The sequence below is a fragment of the Marinomonas sp. NPDC078689 genome (assembly GCF_044542435.1).
GTDB lineage: Bacteria > Pseudomonadota > Gammaproteobacteria > Pseudomonadales > Marinomonadaceae > Marinomonas > Marinomonas arenicola.
The window spans coordinates 105801-124593 of the sequence record NZ_JBITUJ010000007.1 but is presented as its reverse complement, the minus strand read 5'-3'; the positions used below and the strand labels follow the sequence as shown (position 1 = coordinate 124593).

General features: G+C 47.3%; 23 protein-coding genes. 11 read left to right on the top strand and 12 right to left on the bottom strand.

All coding sequences use genetic code 11. The features are described from left to right. Positions 1–3 precede the first annotated feature (3 nt). Entirely contained in the window at positions 4–411 is a 408-nt protein-coding gene (cdd, locus tag ACIGBN_RS12535) for a cytidine deaminase (RefSeq protein WP_133002495.1), read from the top strand. Positions 412–472: 61 nt separating this feature from the next. Here the strand turns inward: cdd and ACIGBN_RS12530 are convergent, their stop codons facing one another. Continuing rightward, complete coding sequence (locus ACIGBN_RS12530) at positions 473–1552, bottom strand: AbrB family transcriptional regulator (RefSeq protein ID WP_396665812.1); 1080 nt, start codon at positions 1550–1552, stop codon at positions 473–475. A 299-nt stretch (positions 1553–1851) separates the two neighbouring features. Here ACIGBN_RS12530 and ACIGBN_RS12525 point away from each other — a divergent pair, with 299 nt between their 5' ends. Then, positions 1852–2235: a septal ring lytic transglycosylase RlpA family protein gene (locus tag ACIGBN_RS12525; RefSeq protein ID WP_133002497.1), complete on the top strand. Its 384-nt coding sequence runs from the start codon at positions 1852–1854 to the stop codon at positions 2233–2235. Here the strand turns inward: ACIGBN_RS12525 and ACIGBN_RS12520 are convergent. Beyond that, positions 2219–3151, bottom strand: a complete 933-nt coding sequence (locus ACIGBN_RS12520; protein WP_396665809.1) for a LysR substrate-binding domain-containing protein — start codon at positions 3149–3151, stop codon at positions 2219–2221. The genes ACIGBN_RS12525 and ACIGBN_RS12520 overlap by 17 nt on opposite strands. A 148-nt stretch (positions 3152–3299) precedes the next feature. Here ACIGBN_RS12520 and ACIGBN_RS12515 point away from each other — a divergent pair, with 148 nt between their 5' ends. Then, on the top strand, positions 3300–4055 hold the full coding sequence (locus ACIGBN_RS12515; protein ID WP_396665807.1) for an SDR family NAD(P)-dependent oxidoreductase: 756 nt from the start codon (positions 3300–3302) through the stop codon (positions 4053–4055). A gap of 85 nt (positions 4056–4140) precedes the next feature. Here the strand turns inward: ACIGBN_RS12515 and ACIGBN_RS12510 are convergent, their stop codons facing one another. Both ACIGBN_RS12510 and nadS read right to left on the bottom strand, forming a co-directional pair. Then, a complete protein-coding gene (locus tag ACIGBN_RS12510) occupies positions 4141–4527 on the bottom strand; it encodes a hypothetical protein (RefSeq protein ID WP_396665805.1) in 387 nt (128 codons plus the stop codon). A gap of 137 nt (positions 4528–4664) precedes the next feature. After that, positions 4665–4949 carry a NadS family protein gene (gene nadS, locus ACIGBN_RS12505; RefSeq protein ID WP_396665803.1) on the bottom strand — a complete coding sequence of 95 codons (285 nt, stop codon included), beginning with the start codon at positions 4947–4949 and terminating at the stop codon, positions 4665–4667. Positions 4950–5138: 189 nt separating this feature from the next. Here nadS and ACIGBN_RS12500 point away from each other — a divergent pair, with 189 nt between their 5' ends. Genes ACIGBN_RS12500 through ACIGBN_RS12490 form a run of 3 tightly spaced genes read left to right on the top strand, consistent with a single transcriptional unit; the run spans position 5139 to position 7478 of the window. Beyond that, positions 5139–5369 (top strand): Trp family transcriptional regulator, encoded by a 231-nt coding sequence (locus tag ACIGBN_RS12500; RefSeq protein WP_133002502.1) that lies wholly within the window; start codon positions 5139–5141, stop codon positions 5367–5369. Next, positions 5366–6811, top strand: a complete 1446-nt coding sequence (locus tag ACIGBN_RS12495) for an anthranilate synthase component I family protein (RefSeq protein ID WP_396665800.1) — start codon at positions 5366–5368, stop codon at positions 6809–6811. The genes ACIGBN_RS12500 and ACIGBN_RS12495 overlap by 4 nt, the downstream gene beginning before the upstream one ends. 4 nt (positions 6812–6815) lie before the next feature. Next, positions 6816–7478 carry an anthranilate synthase component II gene (locus ACIGBN_RS12490; protein ID WP_396665798.1) on the top strand — a complete coding sequence of 221 codons (663 nt, stop codon included), beginning with the start codon at positions 6816–6818 and terminating at the stop codon, positions 7476–7478. 65 nt (positions 7479–7543) lie between these two features. On the opposite strand, the gene ACIGBN_RS12485 is transcribed toward ACIGBN_RS12490, so the two are convergent. Further along, a complete protein-coding gene (locus ACIGBN_RS12485) occupies positions 7544–8281 on the bottom strand; it encodes an ElyC/SanA/YdcF family protein (RefSeq protein ID WP_396665796.1) in 738 nt (245 codons plus the stop codon). 129 nt (positions 8282–8410) lie between these two features. Here ACIGBN_RS12485 and ACIGBN_RS12480 point away from each other — a divergent pair, with 129 nt between their 5' ends. Both ACIGBN_RS12480 and ACIGBN_RS12475 read left to right on the top strand, forming a co-directional pair. Next, entirely contained in the window at positions 8411–9091 is a 681-nt protein-coding gene (locus ACIGBN_RS12480) for a GDSL-type esterase/lipase family protein (RefSeq protein WP_396665794.1), read from the top strand. A gap of 156 nt (positions 9092–9247) precedes the next feature. Next, a complete protein-coding gene (locus ACIGBN_RS12475) occupies positions 9248–9544 on the top strand; it encodes a Dabb family protein (protein WP_396665792.1) in 297 nt (98 codons plus the stop codon). 486 nt (positions 9545–10030) lie between these two features. On the opposite strand, the gene ACIGBN_RS12470 is transcribed toward ACIGBN_RS12475, so the two are convergent. Further along, positions 10031–10720 carry a type 1 glutamine amidotransferase domain-containing protein gene (locus ACIGBN_RS12470; protein ID WP_396665790.1) on the bottom strand — a complete coding sequence of 230 codons (690 nt, stop codon included), beginning with the start codon at positions 10718–10720 and terminating at the stop codon, positions 10031–10033. Positions 10721–10903: 183 nt separating this feature from the next. Here ACIGBN_RS12470 and ACIGBN_RS12465 point away from each other — a divergent pair, with 183 nt between their 5' ends. From ACIGBN_RS12465 to ACIGBN_RS12455, 3 genes are all read left to right on the top strand, one after another. Next, entirely contained in the window at positions 10904–11800 is an 897-nt protein-coding gene (locus ACIGBN_RS12465; protein WP_133002509.1) for a LysR family transcriptional regulator, read from the top strand. A 96-nt stretch (positions 11801–11896) separates the two neighbouring features. Beyond that, on the top strand, positions 11897–12262 hold the full coding sequence (locus tag ACIGBN_RS12460) for a hypothetical protein (RefSeq protein WP_396665788.1): 366 nt from the start codon (positions 11897–11899) through the stop codon (positions 12260–12262). Beyond that, the gene (locus ACIGBN_RS12455; protein ID WP_133002511.1) at positions 12259–12834 is read left to right on the top strand and encodes a cysteine hydrolase family protein; all 576 of its coding nucleotides are present in this window, start codon (positions 12259–12261) and stop codon (positions 12832–12834) included. Before ACIGBN_RS12460 ends, ACIGBN_RS12455 begins: the two co-directional genes overlap by 4 nt. A gap of 58 nt (positions 12835–12892) precedes the next feature. Here ACIGBN_RS12455 and ACIGBN_RS12450 read toward each other — a convergent pair whose 3' ends face one another. From ACIGBN_RS12450 to ACIGBN_RS12425, 6 genes are all read right to left on the bottom strand, one after another. After that, positions 12893–15319: a TonB-dependent siderophore receptor gene (locus tag ACIGBN_RS12450; protein WP_396665787.1), complete on the bottom strand. Its 2427-nt coding sequence runs from the start codon at positions 15317–15319 to the stop codon at positions 12893–12895. Between the two features lie 139 nt (positions 15320–15458). Then, the gene (locus ACIGBN_RS12445) at positions 15459–16430 is read right to left on the bottom strand and encodes a FecR domain-containing protein (RefSeq protein ID WP_396665785.1); all 972 of its coding nucleotides are present in this window, start codon (positions 16428–16430) and stop codon (positions 15459–15461) included. Further along, complete coding sequence (locus ACIGBN_RS12440; RefSeq protein WP_133002514.1) at positions 16417–16950, bottom strand: sigma-70 family RNA polymerase sigma factor; 534 nt, start codon at positions 16948–16950, stop codon at positions 16417–16419. Before ACIGBN_RS12440 ends, ACIGBN_RS12445 begins: the two co-directional genes overlap by 14 nt. 25 nt (positions 16951–16975) lie before the next feature. Then, positions 16976–17143: a hypothetical protein gene (locus ACIGBN_RS12435; RefSeq protein ID WP_396665933.1), complete on the bottom strand. Its 168-nt coding sequence runs from the start codon at positions 17141–17143 to the stop codon at positions 16976–16978. Further along, positions 17082–18077, bottom strand: coding sequence for a gluconate operon transcriptional repressor GntR (gene gntR / locus ACIGBN_RS12430; protein ID WP_396665784.1), 996 nt, complete (start codon positions 18075–18077; stop codon positions 17082–17084). Before gntR ends, ACIGBN_RS12435 begins: the two co-directional genes overlap by 62 nt. A 183-nt stretch (positions 18078–18260) precedes the next feature. After that, complete coding sequence (locus ACIGBN_RS12425; RefSeq protein WP_396665782.1) at positions 18261–18749, bottom strand: gluconokinase; 489 nt, start codon at positions 18747–18749, stop codon at positions 18261–18263. Positions 18750–18793 lie beyond the last annotated feature (44 nt).

Genomic DNA, 18793 nt, shown 5'->3' with positions numbered 1-18793 from the left:
TTTATGAGTCATGCGGTGATGAACGAACAAGCATTTGAGCTTGCCAAAACAGCGATGAGTAAGGCCTATGTGCCTTACTCTAAATTCAAGGTTGGGGTTGCCATTGAAACGGCGAACGGTCGTTATTATTCTGGCTGTAACGTAGAAAACGCTTCTTACCCTGAAGGAACCTGTGCAGAAGCAGGCGCGATTGCGGCGATGATTTTAGACGGTGAAAGCCAGATCAAAAACATCTACGTTATGGGCAATGGAAGTGAGCTGGTGACACCGTGTGGCGGCTGCCGTCAGCGGATTCGTGAGTTTTCCTCAGAAGCGACGCGTATTCACGTCTGCAGCGCGACGGAAGTACGTCGTTCTTTTGCGATGGATGAGCTGTTGCCGTGTTCGTTTGGGCCTGAAAATTTGGCTTAATAAACGCCGATTTATGTCAGGTTAAAAGCCACGCTCAGCGTGGCTTTTTTATGCCCGCTCGTTAGCTCGAAGGTAGGCTTTTGTTTACCGATAGCCAGCGAGCAAGCATAGGGCCAGCAATCAATACCACAAAGAAGCGCATGATTTGCATGGCCATCACAAAGGCCACGTCCGCGTGGGTGGTAGCGGCAATAATGGCCACAGAATCCGCCCCCCCTGGGCTGGTGGCAAGAAAGGCGGTAAGCGGGTCAATGTCGGCAAAGTACACCAGCAGCATGGCAAAACCACCGTTGATCACAATCAGGGCAATAATCGCGCCCAGAACATGAGGAAAGACGTGCAGCGCGTGTCGCAATACCGCGGGTGAAAAACGAAAGCCAATCCCCCAACCAAGAATGCCAAAGCTGATGGCCAAGTACCAATAAGGCAACACAATGGGAAAGGTGCCAGAGAACTTGATGAAAATCCCCACTGCGATGGACATGAGTAAGGCACCGCCAGGCAGGCGCAATTTCACGCCTAAATAGACGGTGACGCAGCTCATCGCTATGGTCATGATAAAGCCAGAGGACGAGCTCATGGCAAACCAATGGATCGGCTTGACACCGTCCACATTGAACAAGGTAGCCACAACCATAGCCGCGATGGCACAACAGGCGACCCGCAAATATTGCATAAAAGCGACGAGGCGCATGTCGGCCCCATAGGATTCAGACATGATAGTCATGACGGAAGCAGCCCCTGGCGATGAACCCCAAATAGCCGTGGTGCCGGGCAAGAGTCCGGTTCGGCTCAATAGCCAGCCAAGGAAGCTGGATGCGACAATCGTAGAGCAGGTGCCGAGTAGAAAAATTGGCCATTCTTGAACGATTTCAAGGTAAATGTTGGTGGGTAAATGACCCGCTATCATCCAACCAAGGGTGCCTTGTGCCATCAAAAAAAGCGGCTTCGGCAGACTCAAATCAGCCCCTTTCACTGTGATAAAAATACTCGCTACCATGGGGCCGAGTAATAGAGCGGCCGGTAGGTGAAAGTATTCTAATACGCTGGCAAACACACAGGACAAAAGGAAAAGTAGAAGAAACCGCCAAGGCGTTGGCCAGTGAGCTAAGGTGGCAGTGTTTATCTCTGGCGAGGGCATGTTTCTGATCCAAGAAAGTGGTAAAGGAATGCGGTATCTAGAGCATACCTGAAATCATAGAATAATAAGCGAATGGAAGAGGGTGTCACTAATCTATTCACATTTTTCTCGAACCGCCAAAACCTGGAGTGCGCTCGTGTACAAAGCGTAAAAGCCTGCGAGGAAAGCGCAAAGTTCGCAGTGGTTTGTTTTATCACGACCAAGATTTGTTAGACTTTTCATCGCTCTACAGCAGATTACCCCCATCGACCCTGTTGTCACTCGCGCCTGTGATAACAAGCAACGAAAAAGAGAGTCTTATGAAAAATGCAGCGCCTATTTATTGGGTCTTTTTGTCTTTATGGCTCACCGCCTGTTCGAGCACCCCACTGACACGCTCAGCGGCGATGGGCTATGAAGAATCAGGTGAGGCCTCCTACTATGCGGACAAATACCAAGGGCGACAAACCGCCAGTGGCGAGCGCTTTAATCAGCATGCCCACACGGCGGCGCATAAACGCCTCCCTTTTGGCACCAAGGTAAAAGTGACAAACGTGGCGAATGGTAAAAGTGTGATTGTGCGCATAAATGACCGTGGTCCTTTTGTGAGAGGCCGTATTATCGATTTGAGTAAATCGGCGTTCCAACGTATTGCGAGCACCCATCATGGGGTGATTGATGTTGAGATTAAGGTGCTGCACTAGGAGAGGCACGCAAACCCGTTTGGTCGATCTTGGTGACCACCTCTTCTAGCCACGACATAAAAACACTCAGGCGTTTGGGTGGTTGGCGGCGCGACGGGTAAAGCAAAGACACTGGCATAGGCTCGGCTTCGTATTGCGGTAAAATGTGTATCAACTGACCTTTAGCGATCCAATCTTCCACCCCTATGGTGGGTATTTGTGCAATGCCTAAGCCAGATAAACAGGCAGACAAATAGGCATCTGTGCCATTAACGGCTAAGCTGCTGGGCATAATATGGTGTTTTACGACGCCTTGTTCCATGTATTCAAACTGCGCTTCTAGATTGCCAAGGGTGTGCGAATAGTCGATCAATTGATGGTTGGCTAAATCGTCCAAGGTCAAAGGAATACCAAACTTTTTCACATAGCTTGGCGAAACACAGTTGATGCTTCTGTAGTGGCTTAAGGTTCGAGCGACCAAACTGCTGTCGTTTAATTCTCCTGTGCGTACAACGCAATCAATGCCTTCTTTGACTGGGTCTACTCGATGATCAGAACTGCTGATTTTTAACTGGATATTGGGGTATTTAGTGAGAAAGTCGGACAAATTTGGGAGCACCACAGTTGAAGCGAAACGGCTCGACATGTCGACTCTCAATACGCCACGAATGGTGTCTTGGTGGCGCTGAAATTGCCCACTCATTGCGTCCAGTTCCGCTAATAATGCCTGGCACTGTGGCAAGTAGGTTTCCCCATCCTGAGTCAGCACGACGCTGCGGGTACTACGATGCAAAAGTCGTGTACCTAATGATTTCTCAAGCCCTTGTATGGCTTGTGAAATGCTGGATTTTGGCAGGCCAAGGGCCTCAGCGGCCTTGGTAAAACTGCCCGATTGCGCGACTAATACAAAGCGCTGCATGGCATCAAACTTGTCCATTCAATACTCCAAATTGTTTGTTTTATCCGAACAATGTTATCACCTTTACCCTCTATATCCATGACAATAAAGCGCTTACTCTAATGGCTATTCTTAAGGCTCCCTTCGGGCATCGCCTGGAGCATTTGATCACTAAGAGAGGTGCATAATGAGCAAGTTAGCAATTATTACGGGTGGTAGTCGTGGTTTGGGCAAGAGCAGCGCACTTGCTTTAGCAAAAGCGGGCGTTGATGTTGTGTTGACCTATCATCAAGATGCTGATGGCGCACAAAGCGTAGTGGAAGCGATCAAAGAAACAGGTCAAAACGCTTTTTCGCTGCAATTAGACACTCGAGATGTGGCGGCTTTTCCTCAGTTTAAAGAGCGCTTACAAAAGGTGCTAGAAAGCGAATTTGGGCGCCAGGATTTCGATTATCTGCTGAATAATGCTGGCACTGGCATACAAAGCAGCATTGAAGAAACCAGTTATGAGGCGCTAGAAGAGATGCTAGCAATACATGTGAAAGGGCCTTTCTTTTTGACCCAAGCTTTATTGCCATTGATTAAAAACGGCGGTCATATTTTAAATGTTTCGTCTGGTTTAGCGCGCTTCACCTTGCCTGGCTCAAGTGCTTACGCCATTGCGAAAGGCGGTGTAGAAGTCATGACTCGCTATATGGCAAAAGAATTCTCACAACGACAAGTGCGCGTGAATACCTTGGCACCGGGAGCGATTGCGACGGATTTTCGTGATGGCAATGTGCGCGACAACCCTGAGATGAATAAAATGGTGTCTTCGGTGACGGCATTAGGGCGTGTCGGTGAAGCCGAAGACATTGGTCAAGCGGTTGCTATGCTATTGAGCGATGGGGCAGGCTGGATAACCGGGCAGCGTATCGAAGCGTCCGGCGGTATGTTCTTGTAACCAAGATCAGGTTGAAAGCCACAACATAATATTGTCAGCCATAAAGAGAAACGCCTTATACAAAGGGTTTCTCTTTTTTTATGGGTTAGGCGTTCAAATTCAGTAGGATAAGGGCATAAGTGTAAAGTGACGCATAAATGGCAAGCGCAAACAGGGCTAAGTTATTGATGACATTGTGTATTGCATGACGATAACGCTGCAGCGTTTGAATCGGGCTTTTTAGCGACGAAGGCCAGGTCTCGGCTTGTAAGAGCGAAAAGCTACTGAACATCATAAAGAAGCCAGAAATAAAGGCCGCATTTCCCCAAAACTCCCCAAGATGAAAGGATCCATAAAAAGCGAAGTTCCAAACCCCTGCTATAAATGCTAACAATGCGAGCGTGCCCTGCCGTTTCTCTAATTTACCGCGCAGCGGGTTAGGAACAGACATCAGCAAGATGAGCCACATACAAACCGCGACGACAATACCCATTAGCTTTCCTCATGATGGATGATGCGAGCATTATATAGAACAACGAAAGCGTTTTTCTTGATTTAACACTATGTTGGTAGGATAAAGCGTTACTTAGACACAGAGCAGCGCTTTAATGCGTAAGACTGAGGATATTGTCAGTGTGCTGATAATTCGTTATAGAAATTGGGGTTATCTTGAATCGTTGCCAATACCTTAGCCGCTAAGCCTGTTGGGTTGCGACGTCGACTTTCCCCGCTCTTAATCGTATCCACACTGGTGCCAAGCGCTTTGGCAAACTCAGCCTGAGAGACTTGAAGGTCATCGCGAATAGATTTTACATCTGCGATCTCAACGCGAGTACTACGACCAGTTTCTTTACGACCTTGGTGGATATCTACCGCTGCTTCTAAAGAAGATTTTAATTCATCAAAAATACTCATGTTAAACCTCGCTCTTCCATAGTTTTGTTAATTTTTCATTGAAAGTCTTAATTAGCGAACGGATCAATTTAATGATGAAGCACCTTGCCTTTTTATGCTCAGACCTCTTGCTTCACTCCTTTGAAATCTATATTGTACTAGTACGTGAATACATAGCCCTTTTTATAAGAGTCATTAGAGACACAACCTATGAAGGACTTGATCCAGTTTTTATCCGAAGTTGATGATGCCGCCGAGTTAGAAAAGCGCTTAACCGTGTTGCTGACGCCAAACGAGATCAGCGAAATGGCGCGCCGGTTAAAAATCATTGCCTTATTAGACGACGGTGTGCCACAGCGCGACATCGCAAAACAGTTAGGTGTTGGTATTGCTACGGTGACCCGTGGCTCCCGCGCATTGAAGGAATTAAAAGAATCATGAATAGCCAGTCTTACTATCAAAAAAAGCCGCAGCGCATCACGCTACCGCGCAAGCCTAAGTACATTACTATCAGCGCCGATTGTGACTTTTTTGCCTTGTTTAAAACGGTAGAAAAGCATTTCGATAACTGCTTTATGTTGGAATCCCTTGGCGAAGAGAGTTTTATTTCCCGCCATTCGATCATTGGTTTTGACCCTGAGAAATTGATCTGGGCTGAAGGCAAACAGCTGTTTATTCAAGAACGTGATGGCACGACTGAGTCCTACGAATCTGAGAACCCATATTATTTGCTACGAGACATTGTGCCGCAGAATATTTTGTCGCGCGGTTTCGCGGGTGGGTTAACCGGTTATCTTGGTTACGACAGCATGAACTACTTTGAGCCAAGTTTGAATCTGCAGTCGAGTGAGATGTTTGATGCCTTCCGTTTTGGTTTGTACAAAGACGGTCTGATCTACGACAAGATGACCGGCGAAGTGGTCTACTTCTACTACGAAGATGAGCATTGCGATGCCAATCGTGTGGCACTCGTGAATAAGATGATGGCAGAAGAAACACCGAAAAATGGCCCATTCGTGGTGACGCCAGCGGGTGAATCTATGTCTAAATCTGACCACGCAGATGCGGTGGCGAAAGTGAAACAAGACATAGTAGACGGTAAAATCTTCCAGTGTGAAGTGGGCTTCAAAATGTGGTTCAACATGGCAGGCGATACGATTAACTTGTATGAGCAACTGCGTGAAGTGAACCCGTCACCACAAATGTATTACATCAAATTTGGCGAGCAAAAAGTCATTGGCGCCAGTCCTGAACTCTTGTTCCGCGTGCGCCAAGGGGAAATGGAAACCTTCCCGCTTGCGGGCACAGCGAAGCGTGGTGTAGACGAAAAAGAAGACGTGGCCTTAGCGCGCGCCTTATTGAATGACCCGAAAGAAATTGCTGAGCACAACATGATTGTCGACCTGCATCGTAATGACATTGGTCGAGTGGCTCGCTTTGGCACGGTGAAGGTGCGTAGCCTGATGGACATCAAACGCTTTAGTCATGTTCAGCATATTTCCAGTGAAATTGTCGGCATCATGGCGGAAGATCATGACATGTTTTCTGCATTGGCGAGCAACTTCCCTGCGGGCACCTTGACGGGCGCACCTAAAATCGAAGCGATGAAGATCATCGACGATTTAGAAAACGATGGTCGTGGCCCTTACGGTGGTGCGGTTGGTCAATTCTCTTTCAATGGCGATTGCATGTTTGCGATACCGATCCGTACTGTTTTTGCGAAAGGTGAGAAAGCCTACGTGCAGACTTGTGGCGGCAATGTCTATGACTCTAATGCCGAAGACGAATACGAAGAAATTCAACGCAAATTTGCTGGCACTCGTCGTGTTTTAGAAAGCTTTGCACCGAAAACCAACGCCATAAACAATGCCGGTCTGGAGTAAACACATGAAAGTATACATTATCGATAATTACGACTCTTTCACCTACAACCTGTATCAGTTTATTGGCGAAGTGTTGGAAACGGAACAAAGCAAGGGCGAAGTTTCAAGCTTTGAAGTGATAGTGAAGCGTAATGACGAAGTGACCTTGGATGACATTCGCAAGGCCGCACCAGACCGCATCATTATTTCTCCTGGCCCAGGTTCACCAGACGATAAGGCCTACTTTGGTATTTGTGCTGAGGTGATTGTGGAATTTGGCAAAACCATCCCATTAATGGGCGTTTGTCTTGGTATGCAGGGTATTTGCCATGTGTTTGGCGGCAAGGTGGTGAAAGCGCCATTGCCAATGCACGGTAAAACCAGCCCCCTTACTCACAATGGCGAAGGTATTTTCCATGACATTCCAGACCAGTTAGAAGTCATGCGCTACCATTCACTGATTGCCGAAGCAGAAAGCTTTCCTGATGTGTTAGAGGTGACGGCGTCTGTGGGGGATTTGCAAGAGGCGGACTTCAGCAATATTAAGACGATAAACCAAGGTGGCGACTTTGAGCTAATGGGGGTTCGCCATAAAGAGTATCCGATTCAAGGTATTCAGTTTCACCCAGAATCCTTTGCGACAGAAGGTGGCAAAGACCTGATTAAGAACTTCTTGTTTCAAGTATAAATAAGAGACAATACGAAAAGGCTGAGCATCTGCTCGGCCTTTTTTGTTTTCGTGATGCCCATTGATCATTCGACGTTTTTCGCTTTCAGCCACTGCCACGCGAGCCCTAAATATTCGTAAAAAGCGCGCTGGGATTGGTAGTTTTCAGAGGCGCCGATGCGCCATTCGGTGCGGGTGTCACTTAAGCGGAAGGCTGGGGCGGGCGTTGCCGTGATGCCCACTTGTTGGAAAAAGCCAAGAGCGCGCCTTAAATGTGAGGCTTCGCTGACCAGCGCGACGCGTTTCCCTGTTAGTTGTGATGCCATGGCATTGGCTTCTGCTTCCGTGTCTTTTGGTTTTGGAAACATGACTATTCTGCTTGGCTTTGTGCCTAATTCTATCGCGGCATCATGCATGATTTTTGCGTGCCCGTCGAACCCCGAGACAAAAAGTTGAGCGTCTGGATTGGCTTTTAAAATCCGCAAGCCTTCTTCGAGGCGGTAAATGGCGCTTCGTCCTAGCTGCATCACAGCAGGATCATTGGGGTAATGTTGATGAGCGCTGCCCAATACCACAACGACGTCTACAGGCTGTTGGGTATCAAAAATAGGGTATGTATTTTCCAGTGGTGCAATCAGACGATTGGCGACAGGGTCAAAGCTGGTGAGTCCTAAGCAGGCAATGGCGATGACCAGCAGGCCTTTGGCTATTTTGGGTCGTGTCGAGATAAGCAGAAGCGCAAGCAGCATAACAATAAGAGAAAGGGGGATCGGCATTAGCGCCATGCCGATGATTTTTTTGACAGTGAAAAGGCTTAAAGACATGGTGGTGTTTACAGTCTGTGGATGGAGTCGTTAGGATACCGTGTTTACTGCTTTTTATATAATGACGGCTGTGTGTTCTCTTTGGGCAAATGGTCTATTGCGAACCCTCAAAAGAGTAGGAGAGCCAAGGTGAGTCATGAGAGAAAGGATGAAATGCCAGAGCCGACGCCACTGTCGTTGTTGGCAACGCCGCAAGATGCTGATTGGTGGCTGCCCCGCCACCAACAAAAACTGGCCGAGAAAGCGTCGATGGAACGGGTTGATCTGGTGTTTTTGGGTGACTCAATTACTCAGGGCTGGGAAGCCGAAGGGCGGGTATTTTGGGATGAATATTACGGCTCTTTGAATGCATTAAACCTTGGTTTCAATGGTGATCGCACCGAGCATGTATTATGGCGATTAGCCCATGGTGCGGTCGAGGGTATTGAGCCTAAGTGCTTGGTGTTATTGATCGGGACCAATAACACAGGCCATCGGCAAGATGCTCCCCAAGAGACAGCCTTAGGCATTCAAGCGATTTTGGCGATATTACGAGTCAAGCTACCGAAGACAAAAATACTATTGCTGGCCATTTTTCCTAGAAGCGCCAAGCCCACGCAAAAAATGCGAGTGTTAAACGATGAAGTGAATCGTTTGATGCAAGCTTATGCAGACACTGAAGAGGTGGTTTATCTTGATATCAATGAGTGTTTTTTAGATGACAATGGGCGGGTGAGCCCTGAGGTAATGGGAGATTATCTACACATTAATGCTGCTCAATACCGAGTATGGGCTGAGGCTATTGCGCCTTATATTCTGCTCTCAAAGTGACCTTTTTTTGTCTGTTTATTGTTCGCAACTTCATCAAACCAACGCGTACTAAAATGCCTGAATTGGCCTTATTTCTTAACTATTTGGTGAATAGCGTCATGCTAGTATGAGCGCATTAGTATTAACCATAATGTATTTATTAGGAGTGAAATCCACATGATTCGCCATATTCTATTTATTCAATTTAAAGAAGAAGCAAGCGCTGAAGCCATCACTGGCTGCCTTGATAATATTTCAGCATTAAAAGACAAAATCGAAGGGATCGAAGCCGTTGAGTGGGGAGTAAATAACAGCCCTGTCGGTTCTAAACATTACACACACTGTGTGTTTATGACATTTGTAGATGAGGCGGCTCGTGACGCTTATCTCCCTCATTCTGCGCACCAGACATTGGTGAACGACGAATTGCTGCCGATCTTAGAAGATGTGGTCATGCTAGATTACGCGGCTTAATAGAAGCCGCTAGTACGCGTTTATTTCAGGACGGGGCATTGTTTATAGAAAAGCCAGAATTCATTGAGTTCTGGCTTTTTTTTCGTTTTTTAAGGAAAAAACTAAACAGAGTACAGCCAAAAGTAGGCGGCACTTGCGACTAGGATAACAGTCATTTGAGAACTCCAGAAGGGTCAATAATGTGTCAGGTTTCGAATTGTTTTTAGTATAGATAGCTTAGGTTTCGTAATCTATAGGAGAGGCTTTGAATCAATAATTGGTCCAATTCTTTGAATGAAAATTGCGGAATTCGAGATATAAATACTTTTTATAATAGAATTTGCAAACAGATGTACTTTTTCACTCAGATCCTTATCATTTATGATAATGAAGGCTAAACAAGGCTGAATTAAACGAAAAAATGGTTGGTTTTTAGGCGTAGAAAAGCCTGCCTTATGGGTAAATAAGGCAGGCTTGAAGCCACTTTTGGCGGCTAATTAAGGTGTTTTATTTGCTCAGTGTAGTGAGCAGTTTTTCTGCAACAAGTTCAGAGCTTGCTGGGTTCTGACCGGTAATCATTAAGCCGTCTTGAACCGCAAATGCACTCCAGTCCGCGCTACTTTGGTATTCCGCGCCGCGTTTTTTCAGCTCGTCTTCTAGTAGAAAAGGAACCACATCGGTCAGTTGTACGGCGTCTTCTTCACTGTTTTTGAACGCAGTGACGGTTTTCCCTTTGACATAATATTCACCTTTGCTGTCTTTGATGTTCAAAAACGCACTAGGGGCATGGCAGACAGAAGAAATAGGCTTCTCTGCGTGTAGGAAGCTTTCGATCAAGGCAATGGATGTTTCATTGTTCGTTAAGTCCCACAATGGACCGTGGCCACCTGGGTAGAAAATGGCATCAAAATCTTCTTGCTTCATGTCGCTTAATAGCTGTGTGTTGGCAATGATGTTTTGTGCTGTTTGGTCTTCGTAGAAGCGCTTTGTGGCTGCGGTTTGCGCATCGCTTAATTCACTGTTTGGGTCGATGGGCGCTTGACCACCTTTTGGTGTCGCAACAGTCACTTCTGCGCCAGCATCGATGAAAGCATAATAAGGTGCTGCGAACTCTTCTACCCAAAAACCGGTTTTATGGCCTGTGTTTCCTAAGTCTGAATGAGAGGTTAGGACAACTAAAATTTTCTTGCTGCTCATCACGGGCTCCTTATAAGCGAGTGTTTGTTTGGTTTGCTATCGATGAATCGCGAATGCCATCTGTATCGATAAGCGTGGGATTAGTATAGAGGTGGATTCAAATCTTGACTATGGGGACAAAATTGACATCATTGATTTAATTATTGATACAATAGAGGCATTGATTACAAAGCGTGAGACACGATGGATATTTCCTTTGAACAGTTAAAAAGCATGGTGGTGTTTTCTCAGGTTATCGAGCAAGGCAGCCTAACGGCCGCGGCAAAAGCGATGGGGATTTCTCGTGGCGTCGTGAGCTACCACCTTAAAAAGCTAGAAGATCAATTGGGCGTGGTGTTACTCAACCGCACGACTCGCTCAATATCGTTAACGGAAACGGGAGAGGCGTATTATCAGCGTTGTCGAACGATTGCCCATCAAGCGCACGAAGCCAATTTACAGATAGAAAAAGCCAAGCAAGAGCCCATAGGTAAGTTAAAAATCACCTGCCCGGTGAATTTAGGGTTACAGATTGTGGTGCCTGCTTTGAATGAGTTTCGTCGTTTGTATCCGCTTATTGAGCTGGATGTGTCATTAGGCGATGAGGTGGTGAACATAATAAAAGACGGTGTCGATCTGGCTATTCGTGGGGCGCCATTGGCGGATTCCGGTTTGCAGGCCAGTAAGCTGGCGTCGTTTGAGACCTATTTGTGTGGCGCACCAGAATACTTCCGCTTGCGTGGTAAACCCACTCAGCCGCAAGAATTGTATGACCATGATTGGGTCGTGTATCGGCAAGCGGCTAATTCCGTTCATCTTAGCCAAGGCGGGCGCTCTTTTAGTATTTCGGTGGTTGGCGCCGTTAGCACCAATAATGCGGCCGCCCGCACTCTGTTTTTAGAAGGGGGGAATGGTATCGGCCGGATTCCCAGTTACGACGCAAAGCCGCGCCTTGAACATGGTTCATTAGAGCGTATTCTTGCTGATTACCGTTGCTCTGATATTGATGTGTTTGCTGTTTTTCCGCCCGGCACGGCAAATTCAAAAAAACTGCGGTTGGTGGTCGATTTTCTGAAACAGGCGTTTTCTCGCATTCAGTAAAGTAAAGGTTAAACAAGGTCCCATTCTAATGATAGCCATCTAGCCTTGGATACCGTTATGATGTTGATATTCGTTAAATCGACATAGGCCTTATTCATGTTATTTCGCATCCTACTGTTGTGTTTACTTGGCGGTTTTATTTTGCCCGCCATGGCCACGCAATCTCATTCTAAGAAGGCGTTACAAAGCGTCGAAAAGAAGGTCATTGAGTTAGAGCGCAGTATGGCAATTTTGCAGGTGTCTACTGCTTCAAGTGATGATTATCAGACGCTTGAAACACAGATAGAGCAGCTAGCGGCCACAGTGAAAGAAAACTCTCAGGCGACAGATCGCATCGACTTCTTAACCAACTTAGTCTTTTTGCTGTTTGTTGCCTTGCTGGTTAGTCTGTTTTTTCAGCGACGTCAAGCGCGCCAATTAACGCGATTATTGGATGTGAAACAAAAGGAGATTGCACCATGAAAAATATGCCATGCCTGCTTATTATTGATATGCAAAAGGGAATGTCATGGCCGCAAGCTGGGCAACGCAATAATCCTAATGCAGAACAAGACATCGCTGAGTTGCTGGCCCATTGGCGAGTACACCATGCGCCTATCGTCCATGTTCGACACCTTTCACTGGAGCCTGAATCACTGTTCTGGCCAGAGCAAGATGGTGCTTTATTCCAAGATGTGTTTCAGCCATTGAGTCATGAAATGGTCATTGATAAGTCTGTGCCTGATGCATTTACGCATTCAAATCTGGCCGTTTGGTTACAAGAAAAAGGCATTAAGGATCTGGTTGTGGTGGGCGTGAGCACCAATAATTCAGTGGAATCGACGGTGCGTACGGCGGGCAATTTAGGGTTTAACACCTATGTGGTTCAGGAGGCGTGTTTCGCCTTTGCCAAAGCGGATTTTAATGGCTATGAGCGCTCGGCGGATGAAGTGCATGCGATGTCGCTGGCGAATCTAGACGGCGAGTACGCCACGGTCATTTCTCAAGACAGTGCCTTCACTTTACTCTCTTCAGCGGTTGCACAAAGCCAATAGCAAATGGCTACTGGCTTTGTGGTTTGACCCTAGTATTAGGAAGGCTAGCGGCTTCTCCCTAGAATGTACTGCTCACGGATAATTTGATTTCACGCGGACTGCCTTGGGTTAAGTAACCTGAGCTACTGGCGCTTTCCCAATACCCTTTGTTCATTAGGTTGGTGACGTTTAAGCGCCATGTTACTTCATGTTCTGAGAGTTGGGTTTGGTAGCGTGCGCTTAAATCGATACGAGTCCATGAGTCTAGCTCGGTGGTGTTGGCAGCGTCTAAATACTGCGGACCACTGCGAATGACTTTGCCGCCAAGCGTGGCGCCAGCGAAGAATGGTAAGTCGTACTCTCCTCCAACAACAAGGCGATACTTGGCGACGCCAGCGGCATCATTGCCATTATTGTCGCTGTCTTCTGCATTGCGCAACTCTGGGTCCAGAACCGTCGCTGAGGTATGCAAGCGTACTCCAGCCATAGGTTCGCCATACAGGCTGACTTCCATTCCGCGGTTACGTTGTTCTCCATGCAGACCATAGTCGCCATTTAAGGTGTAGGCTTCTGGTTTGGTGATTTCAAAGAGAGCCAGCTCTGCGCCTAGGGTGCCATTTTCGTACTTCACACCGATTTCATTTTGCTTAGAAACGTAAGGCGCTAATACGCTGCCATAGTTGGCGGCGGAGGTGTCGGTAACCTGATCTCCTTGTTGCAACGCTTCCACATGGTTTGCGTACAAGGAAACATTCTCTATGGGTTTATAGACGATTCCGTAAATAGGGGACGTGGCCGCGTCGTCGTAATAGCTGGACTCAATACCGTCGTAGTCGTAATTGTTCACCGTTATATTTTGGCGGCGCAGACCCGCTGTAATAAGCAGGGTGTCATCCAAGAAGCCTAGGGTATCCGCAAGGGAAACACCTCGAGCGTTGGTCTTGCTGCGGATATTAGGGTTGTCCATGTTGCCATCGGCTAAGGAGGAGGCTGTAGGGTAGTCGGTGTCGTTCGGGTTATAGATATTTGTCGTATTATCTGAAGCGCTACCATAGGTATACGCGCTATAGCTTTTATTCACGAAGCCCGAATAGGCAAGGTTAATCCGATGAGTGACATCGCCAGTATTAACATGACCGACTAGACCCAGTGTCGAGGCGAAGGAGTTTGACTCATAAGGTACCGACAAGCGAGTCACAGTGGCATCACCATCGGCATTGCTCAAAGTAGGGGACGAATAGTCGCCATATTCCTTGTTTTTATTCAGGCCTAGGCCAGTATGAAGGGTCCAATCATCATTCAAATCGTAGTCGGCATTGACCATACCATAAAGGGTTTTTAAGCGAGAGTTCGCCCACGATGGCGAGTAGTTTGTTGCGGCGTCTGGTGCTGAAACATCAAAATAAGATGAGTTGTGAACCACGGAGCGACCGCTGTCTATTTTGAGGTTCTGATAGCCAATGTCCGTTGAGACTCTAAGGGTGTCTGAGCGGTAATCGGCGCCAATACTAATGGCCGTCTCTTCGCGGGATTCATTGTCTACGGCGCTGTCACCATCACGATACAGTACATTGCTGCGCACTCCCCATTGTTTTTCGCTACCAAAGCGTCGCGCCACATCTAGGTTAATGCCCGTTTGGCCTTCTGCGGTGGTATCAAGGGTGATCTTGTTTAGATCGGCGTCGGCACGCTTGGGTTGGAGGTTAATCGCACCGCCAATGCCTGAGCCACCCGGAGTGACGCCATTGAGAAACGCACTGGAGCCTTTTAGTAACTGTACACTTTCGATGGCGTTAGTCGACACCACTTGGCGCGGTAAAATACCGTATAAACCGTTGTAAGAGATGGCGTCACTGTCGAGCGCAAACCCCCGCACCATAAAGGTTTCTGAATAGTTTCCGTAACCATAGCCAGATTGAACGGAGGCGTCGTTATCCAGCACCTCGGCGATGCTTTCGGCTTGTTGGTTCTCGATGGTCTTATCCGTATAAGAAATCACGCTGAAGGGCACATTGGCGCTGTTTTGCTCACCAAATGTGCCTAAGCGTCCACCGGCTTCGATTTGACCGCCTGAGTAGGCTGTTAACTTGCTCTCCGCCACCTTGTCGGCCGACACAGCAACACCGGGTAAGGTGTAATCTTGTTGGTCTAGTAAGCTGTAGGTGCCATCTTTATTGGCGACCATCAATAAGTTTGAACCACTGAGCAGACGATCAATCAATTCGAGAGGCGTAAACTCTCCGTGAATAGCAGGGTTTTTTAGCCCCTGAGTTAACGCAGGATTAAAAGACAAGGCTATGTGGTTTTGCGCCGCGACCTCGGTGATGTTCTTGCCTAAGTCGCCAGCCGGCACAGTGAACAACTGACGTGCGCTGTGTTGCGCCGAGTCAGCGGCAATGGCAACCAGGCTGATGCTGCTACCAAGCAATAAGCCAGTACTGCAAAGTGCCACTTTTATTGCCTGCTGCAATGGCGTTTTCACCATGTTATTTTTGCGGGTAGCCACAGCCACCTCCTTTCTTTTCGATTGAGTGTGTTTAGTTGTTTTATTGACTGTTACTAACTAAGCCACTCGAAAATAAAAAAGGTATCAATGATAATGAAAACTATTCCTATTAATTTCTATTGGCTGCTCTGCCATCGCCTCAACTGGCTTCTAATGTTACCCAGTAGCCCCCAAGATGGCGCGACACTGTCAGTGGGTAGGTGTGCGAGAGCATGGTAAGAATCGTGTCTGTATTTGTGGTGGGAAACGAGCCAGAAATAGTCAGCTCAGCGAGCTTGGGCGACACTCGTAACAGGCCATGTCGGTAGCGGGACACTTCGTTAATAAAAGTACTCAATGGCATGTTATGAACGGCGAGCATGCGTTGTAGCCAGGCGGTCGATTCTGGCCTTAAGGCTTTGCGTGCGTGAAGCTGATAGCGGGAAAAACTGACTTCTTGCCCTGCTTCTATGATGTTATTTTGGTGTTGTGTAGCCTGTTTTGGTGTGGCTTTGACGCGGCCTTCTATAACCACTAGATGCGTCATTTCTTGGTGCTGTCGAACCGTGAAACGTGTCCCTAGCGGCATTAGCTCCCCTTCTTGAGTGCTGACCAGAAAAGGACCGAACTGTTTGCTGTTCACTGGCGCCGTGACAATTTCAATTTCTCCTTCGCGCAGGGTTAAAAGCCGATGCGTTGGATTAAATTGAATATCAAATGCCGTGGCTGTATTCAGCTTTACGGTAGAGCCATCCGGCAGCGTGACCGAGCTAAAGCCACCTTTTGTGGTGCGATAATCGGCACTCCATTGTTGGCTTTCGACCAATTTGCTGCCGCCCCAAATAGTGGGACCAGCGGCCAGCAGTAGGGCAAGTTTACCAATAGCAAGGCGGCGGCCTTCGTCGTCTGCACGATTGAGCACTGCCCCTGCGATGTCTTTTGGCATTTGTGCCATGCCATGCATCAAGCGCTGTGCTTTTTCCCATGCGGCTTGGTTGTCAGTGTTGGCTTGCTGCCAATCTAACAATGTTTGCTGTTCGAGGTTGGACAAGGGCGCGTCTTGGAGTTTGAGTAGCCATTCTGCGGCTTCCTCTAAGGCTCGTAAGGGAATTTTCTGGTTAGATTCCGGCAAAAAAATCTTCCTCCATAAGCATCAGGCACTGCAGGTAGGCTTGCTTCATATAACGCTTTACGCTGATCAGCGAAATGCCCATCTCATCGGCGATTTCTTGGTACTTTTTACCCTCAATTTGAGACAGCAAAAAGGCGGTTTTGACTTTCTTTGGCAAGTTATCAAGCAGGGCGTCTATTTGCTCAAGGGTTTGCAAAATAATCAGCTGGTGCTCTTGGGAAGGCATTGCCTGTTCAGGTAATAAGGCGAGTTGCTCAAGATAGGCCTGTTCGATGGAGCGCCGGCGATAAAAGTGGCTGATGATGCCTTTTGCCACCGTGAGCAAATAGGCGCGCGGTGAATCTATCTTGTCCGATTCTTGGCGAGTATGAATCCGAACAAAAGTGTCTTGTGTGAGATCTGCCGCATCACATTGATTTTCTAAGCGTTTGCGCATCCATGTAAACAGCCAACTATGGTGATCTGAATAAAGAGAGTGCATTAGCTCCTGCTGCACTCTTGGATCCGCGCGGTGCGGCATGTTGTCGCCTCTTATTTAATGAGAATTACCAAATGATAATAAGTCTCATTAAATAGATGTGCTGCTTTTTTGTCAATCCAATAGTCACATTTGATGCCAGATTGGCGCCAAATTTATCACACAAGTTTGTGCTAGAGGCTTTCGCCGGCTTCGATCTGAAATGGCAAATCAATGATGCGCTGTTGGATAGGATTGCCTTGCAAACGCGACAGTAAATGCTCCGCTGCCAAACGACCTATCTCCTCGCGAGGGGTAATAACGGTGGCGAGTAGTGGCACCATAGCACGGGAAATATCATGGCCATGAAACCCAGCAATGCCCATTTCTTCAGGCACCTTAATACCGGCTTTTTGACACGCGTAAAGCGCCCCGATTGCCAAGTCATCATTGGTGCAAAAGATGCCATCGGTGTCCGGTTGTTGCTTCAGTACTTCTTCTAAAAAAGTCGCACCAAGGGTAAATGAAGAAGCGCTGGTGGTTTTGACGCATAACGGGGTAAAGCCATGATCTTGCATGGCTTTTTCGTATCCTTTTATTTTGAGTAAGGTTCGTTCGTCCATGCGAGCGGCAAAATAAACCACTTTTCGATGGCCTTTCTCAATCATAAAATTGGTCATAGCATAAGCGGCGGCTTCGTTATCAATGCCGATGGCTTGTTCAATCGGTGGTGACACAGAATCCATGATTTCAATCACAGGAACCCCAGCCACTTCGAGCATTTTTCGTACCCGATCGGTGTGGAAACTCTCGGAGATAATCAGTCCATCCACATTGTATGACAGCAAGGTTGCGATCCGGGCTTCTTCCGACTCTCGGCTGTAGCCATAGTGGGCCAACATGGTTTGGTAACCAGCGGGTTCAAAGACGGCTTCAATACCACGGATGACTTCAGAAAACACTTGGTTGGTCAAAGAAGGCAATAACACGCCAATCGCATGACTTTTTGAATTGGATAAAATATCCGGTGCGCGATTTGGAATATAGCCTAGGGTGTCTAAGGCGTCGCGGATACGGATTTGCAATGGAGAAGAAACCAGATCGGCGCTTTTTAGATAGCGGCTGACCGTCATTTTGGTAACGCCGACAAGGTCGGCTACGTCTTGAAGCGTAGGGCGTTTCTTTTTCATTCTCTGTTTAAATCCATCTCATTGTTACACGTAACATTAGCATATCACTCAGCCTACGAGAAAGAAAAATTTCTCTATTACGCCTTTCTAATCTCTTTATCTATAGGGAGTAATGTAGAAGTGAGTATTAACTTCATTTGGATCTAAAACGAAAGGCACGCAACGAAAGGTGCCTTTGTGAAATTACGGCTTTAGTTGTTGCAAGGCTTCGTTGACGACGGCATCCACCTCTTGATCGATGTCGACAATAATGGCTTCATCAGAGGTTGGCTCAATTAAGGTGGCAAATTGGCTTTCGAGCATGCCACGGCCTTTAAAATAATGGCCGTCGCGCTTTTGATGACGCTGCCAGATGGTTTCAATGTCGCCTTTTAAGTACACCATGGCGAGTTGATCGACGCCGTTGCGTAAGATATTGCGATATTCCGGCTTAAGCCCTGAGCAGGCGATGACGGCCTTATCGGTGTCTTGAAGCAGTTGGTTAAGCGTGGCTAACCAGCCCATACGATCTTCATCGTTCAACGGAGTGCCGGTGGCCATCTTCTTCACGTTTGCGTCGCAGTGGTAATCGTCGCCGTCAAAAAATGGATAACCTAGTTGCTCAGCAAGTCGCTGTCCGATAGAGGATTTTCCTGAGCCAGATACACCCAATACAATAATTTTTTTAATCATTTCTTCATGTCTCCTAACGGTCTTTGCTGATTGAGACAAAGACC

Coding starts and splice junctions, on each gene's coding strand:
- ACIGBN_RS12520 (WP_396665809.1), bottom strand. CDS start 3,151: ATGGACAAGTTTGATGCCATGCAGCGCTTTGTATTAGTCGCGCAATCG.
- ACIGBN_RS12495 (WP_396665800.1), top strand. CDS start 5,366: ATGAATAGCCAGTCTTACTATCAAAAAAAGCCGCAGCGCATCACGCTA.
- cdd (WP_133002495.1), top strand. CDS start 4: ATGAGTCATGCGGTGATGAACGAACAAGCATTTGAGCTTGCCAAAACA.
- ACIGBN_RS12425 (WP_396665782.1), bottom strand. CDS start 18,749: ATGATTAAAAAAATTATTGTATTGGGTGTATCTGGCTCAGGAAAATCC.
- gntR (WP_396665784.1), bottom strand. CDS start 18,077: ATGAAAAAGAAACGCCCTACGCTTCAAGACGTAGCCGACCTTGTCGGC.
- ACIGBN_RS12490 (WP_396665798.1), top strand. CDS start 6,816: ATGAAAGTATACATTATCGATAATTACGACTCTTTCACCTACAACCTG.
- ACIGBN_RS12455 (WP_133002511.1), top strand. CDS start 12,259: ATGAAAAATATGCCATGCCTGCTTATTATTGATATGCAAAAGGGAATG.
- ACIGBN_RS12460 (WP_396665788.1), top strand. CDS start 11,897: ATGTTATTTCGCATCCTACTGTTGTGTTTACTTGGCGGTTTTATTTTG.
- nadS (WP_396665803.1), bottom strand. CDS start 4,949: ATGAGTATTTTTGATGAATTAAAATCTTCTTTAGAAGCAGCGGTAGAT.
- ACIGBN_RS12465 (WP_133002509.1), top strand. CDS start 10,904: ATGGATATTTCCTTTGAACAGTTAAAAAGCATGGTGGTGTTTTCTCAG.
- ACIGBN_RS12485 (WP_396665796.1), bottom strand. CDS start 8,281: ATGTCTTTAAGCCTTTTCACTGTCAAAAAAATCATCGGCATGGCGCTA.
- ACIGBN_RS12475 (WP_396665792.1), top strand. CDS start 9,248: ATGATTCGCCATATTCTATTTATTCAATTTAAAGAAGAAGCAAGCGCT.
- ACIGBN_RS12530 (WP_396665812.1), bottom strand. CDS start 1,552: ATGCCCTCGCCAGAGATAAACACTGCCACCTTAGCTCACTGGCCAACG.
- ACIGBN_RS12525 (WP_133002497.1), top strand. CDS start 1,852: ATGAAAAATGCAGCGCCTATTTATTGGGTCTTTTTGTCTTTATGGCTC.
- ACIGBN_RS12510 (WP_396665805.1), bottom strand. CDS start 4,527: ATGGGTATTGTCGTCGCGGTTTGTATGTGGCTCATCTTGCTGATGTCT.
- ACIGBN_RS12440 (WP_133002514.1), bottom strand. CDS start 16,950: ATGCCGCACCGCGCGGATCCAAGAGTGCAGCAGGAGCTAATGCACTCT.
- ACIGBN_RS12515 (WP_396665807.1), top strand. CDS start 3,300: ATGAGCAAGTTAGCAATTATTACGGGTGGTAGTCGTGGTTTGGGCAAG.
- ACIGBN_RS12500 (WP_133002502.1), top strand. CDS start 5,139: ATGAAGGACTTGATCCAGTTTTTATCCGAAGTTGATGATGCCGCCGAG.
- ACIGBN_RS12470 (WP_396665790.1), bottom strand. CDS start 10,720: ATGAGCAGCAAGAAAATTTTAGTTGTCCTAACCTCTCATTCAGACTTA.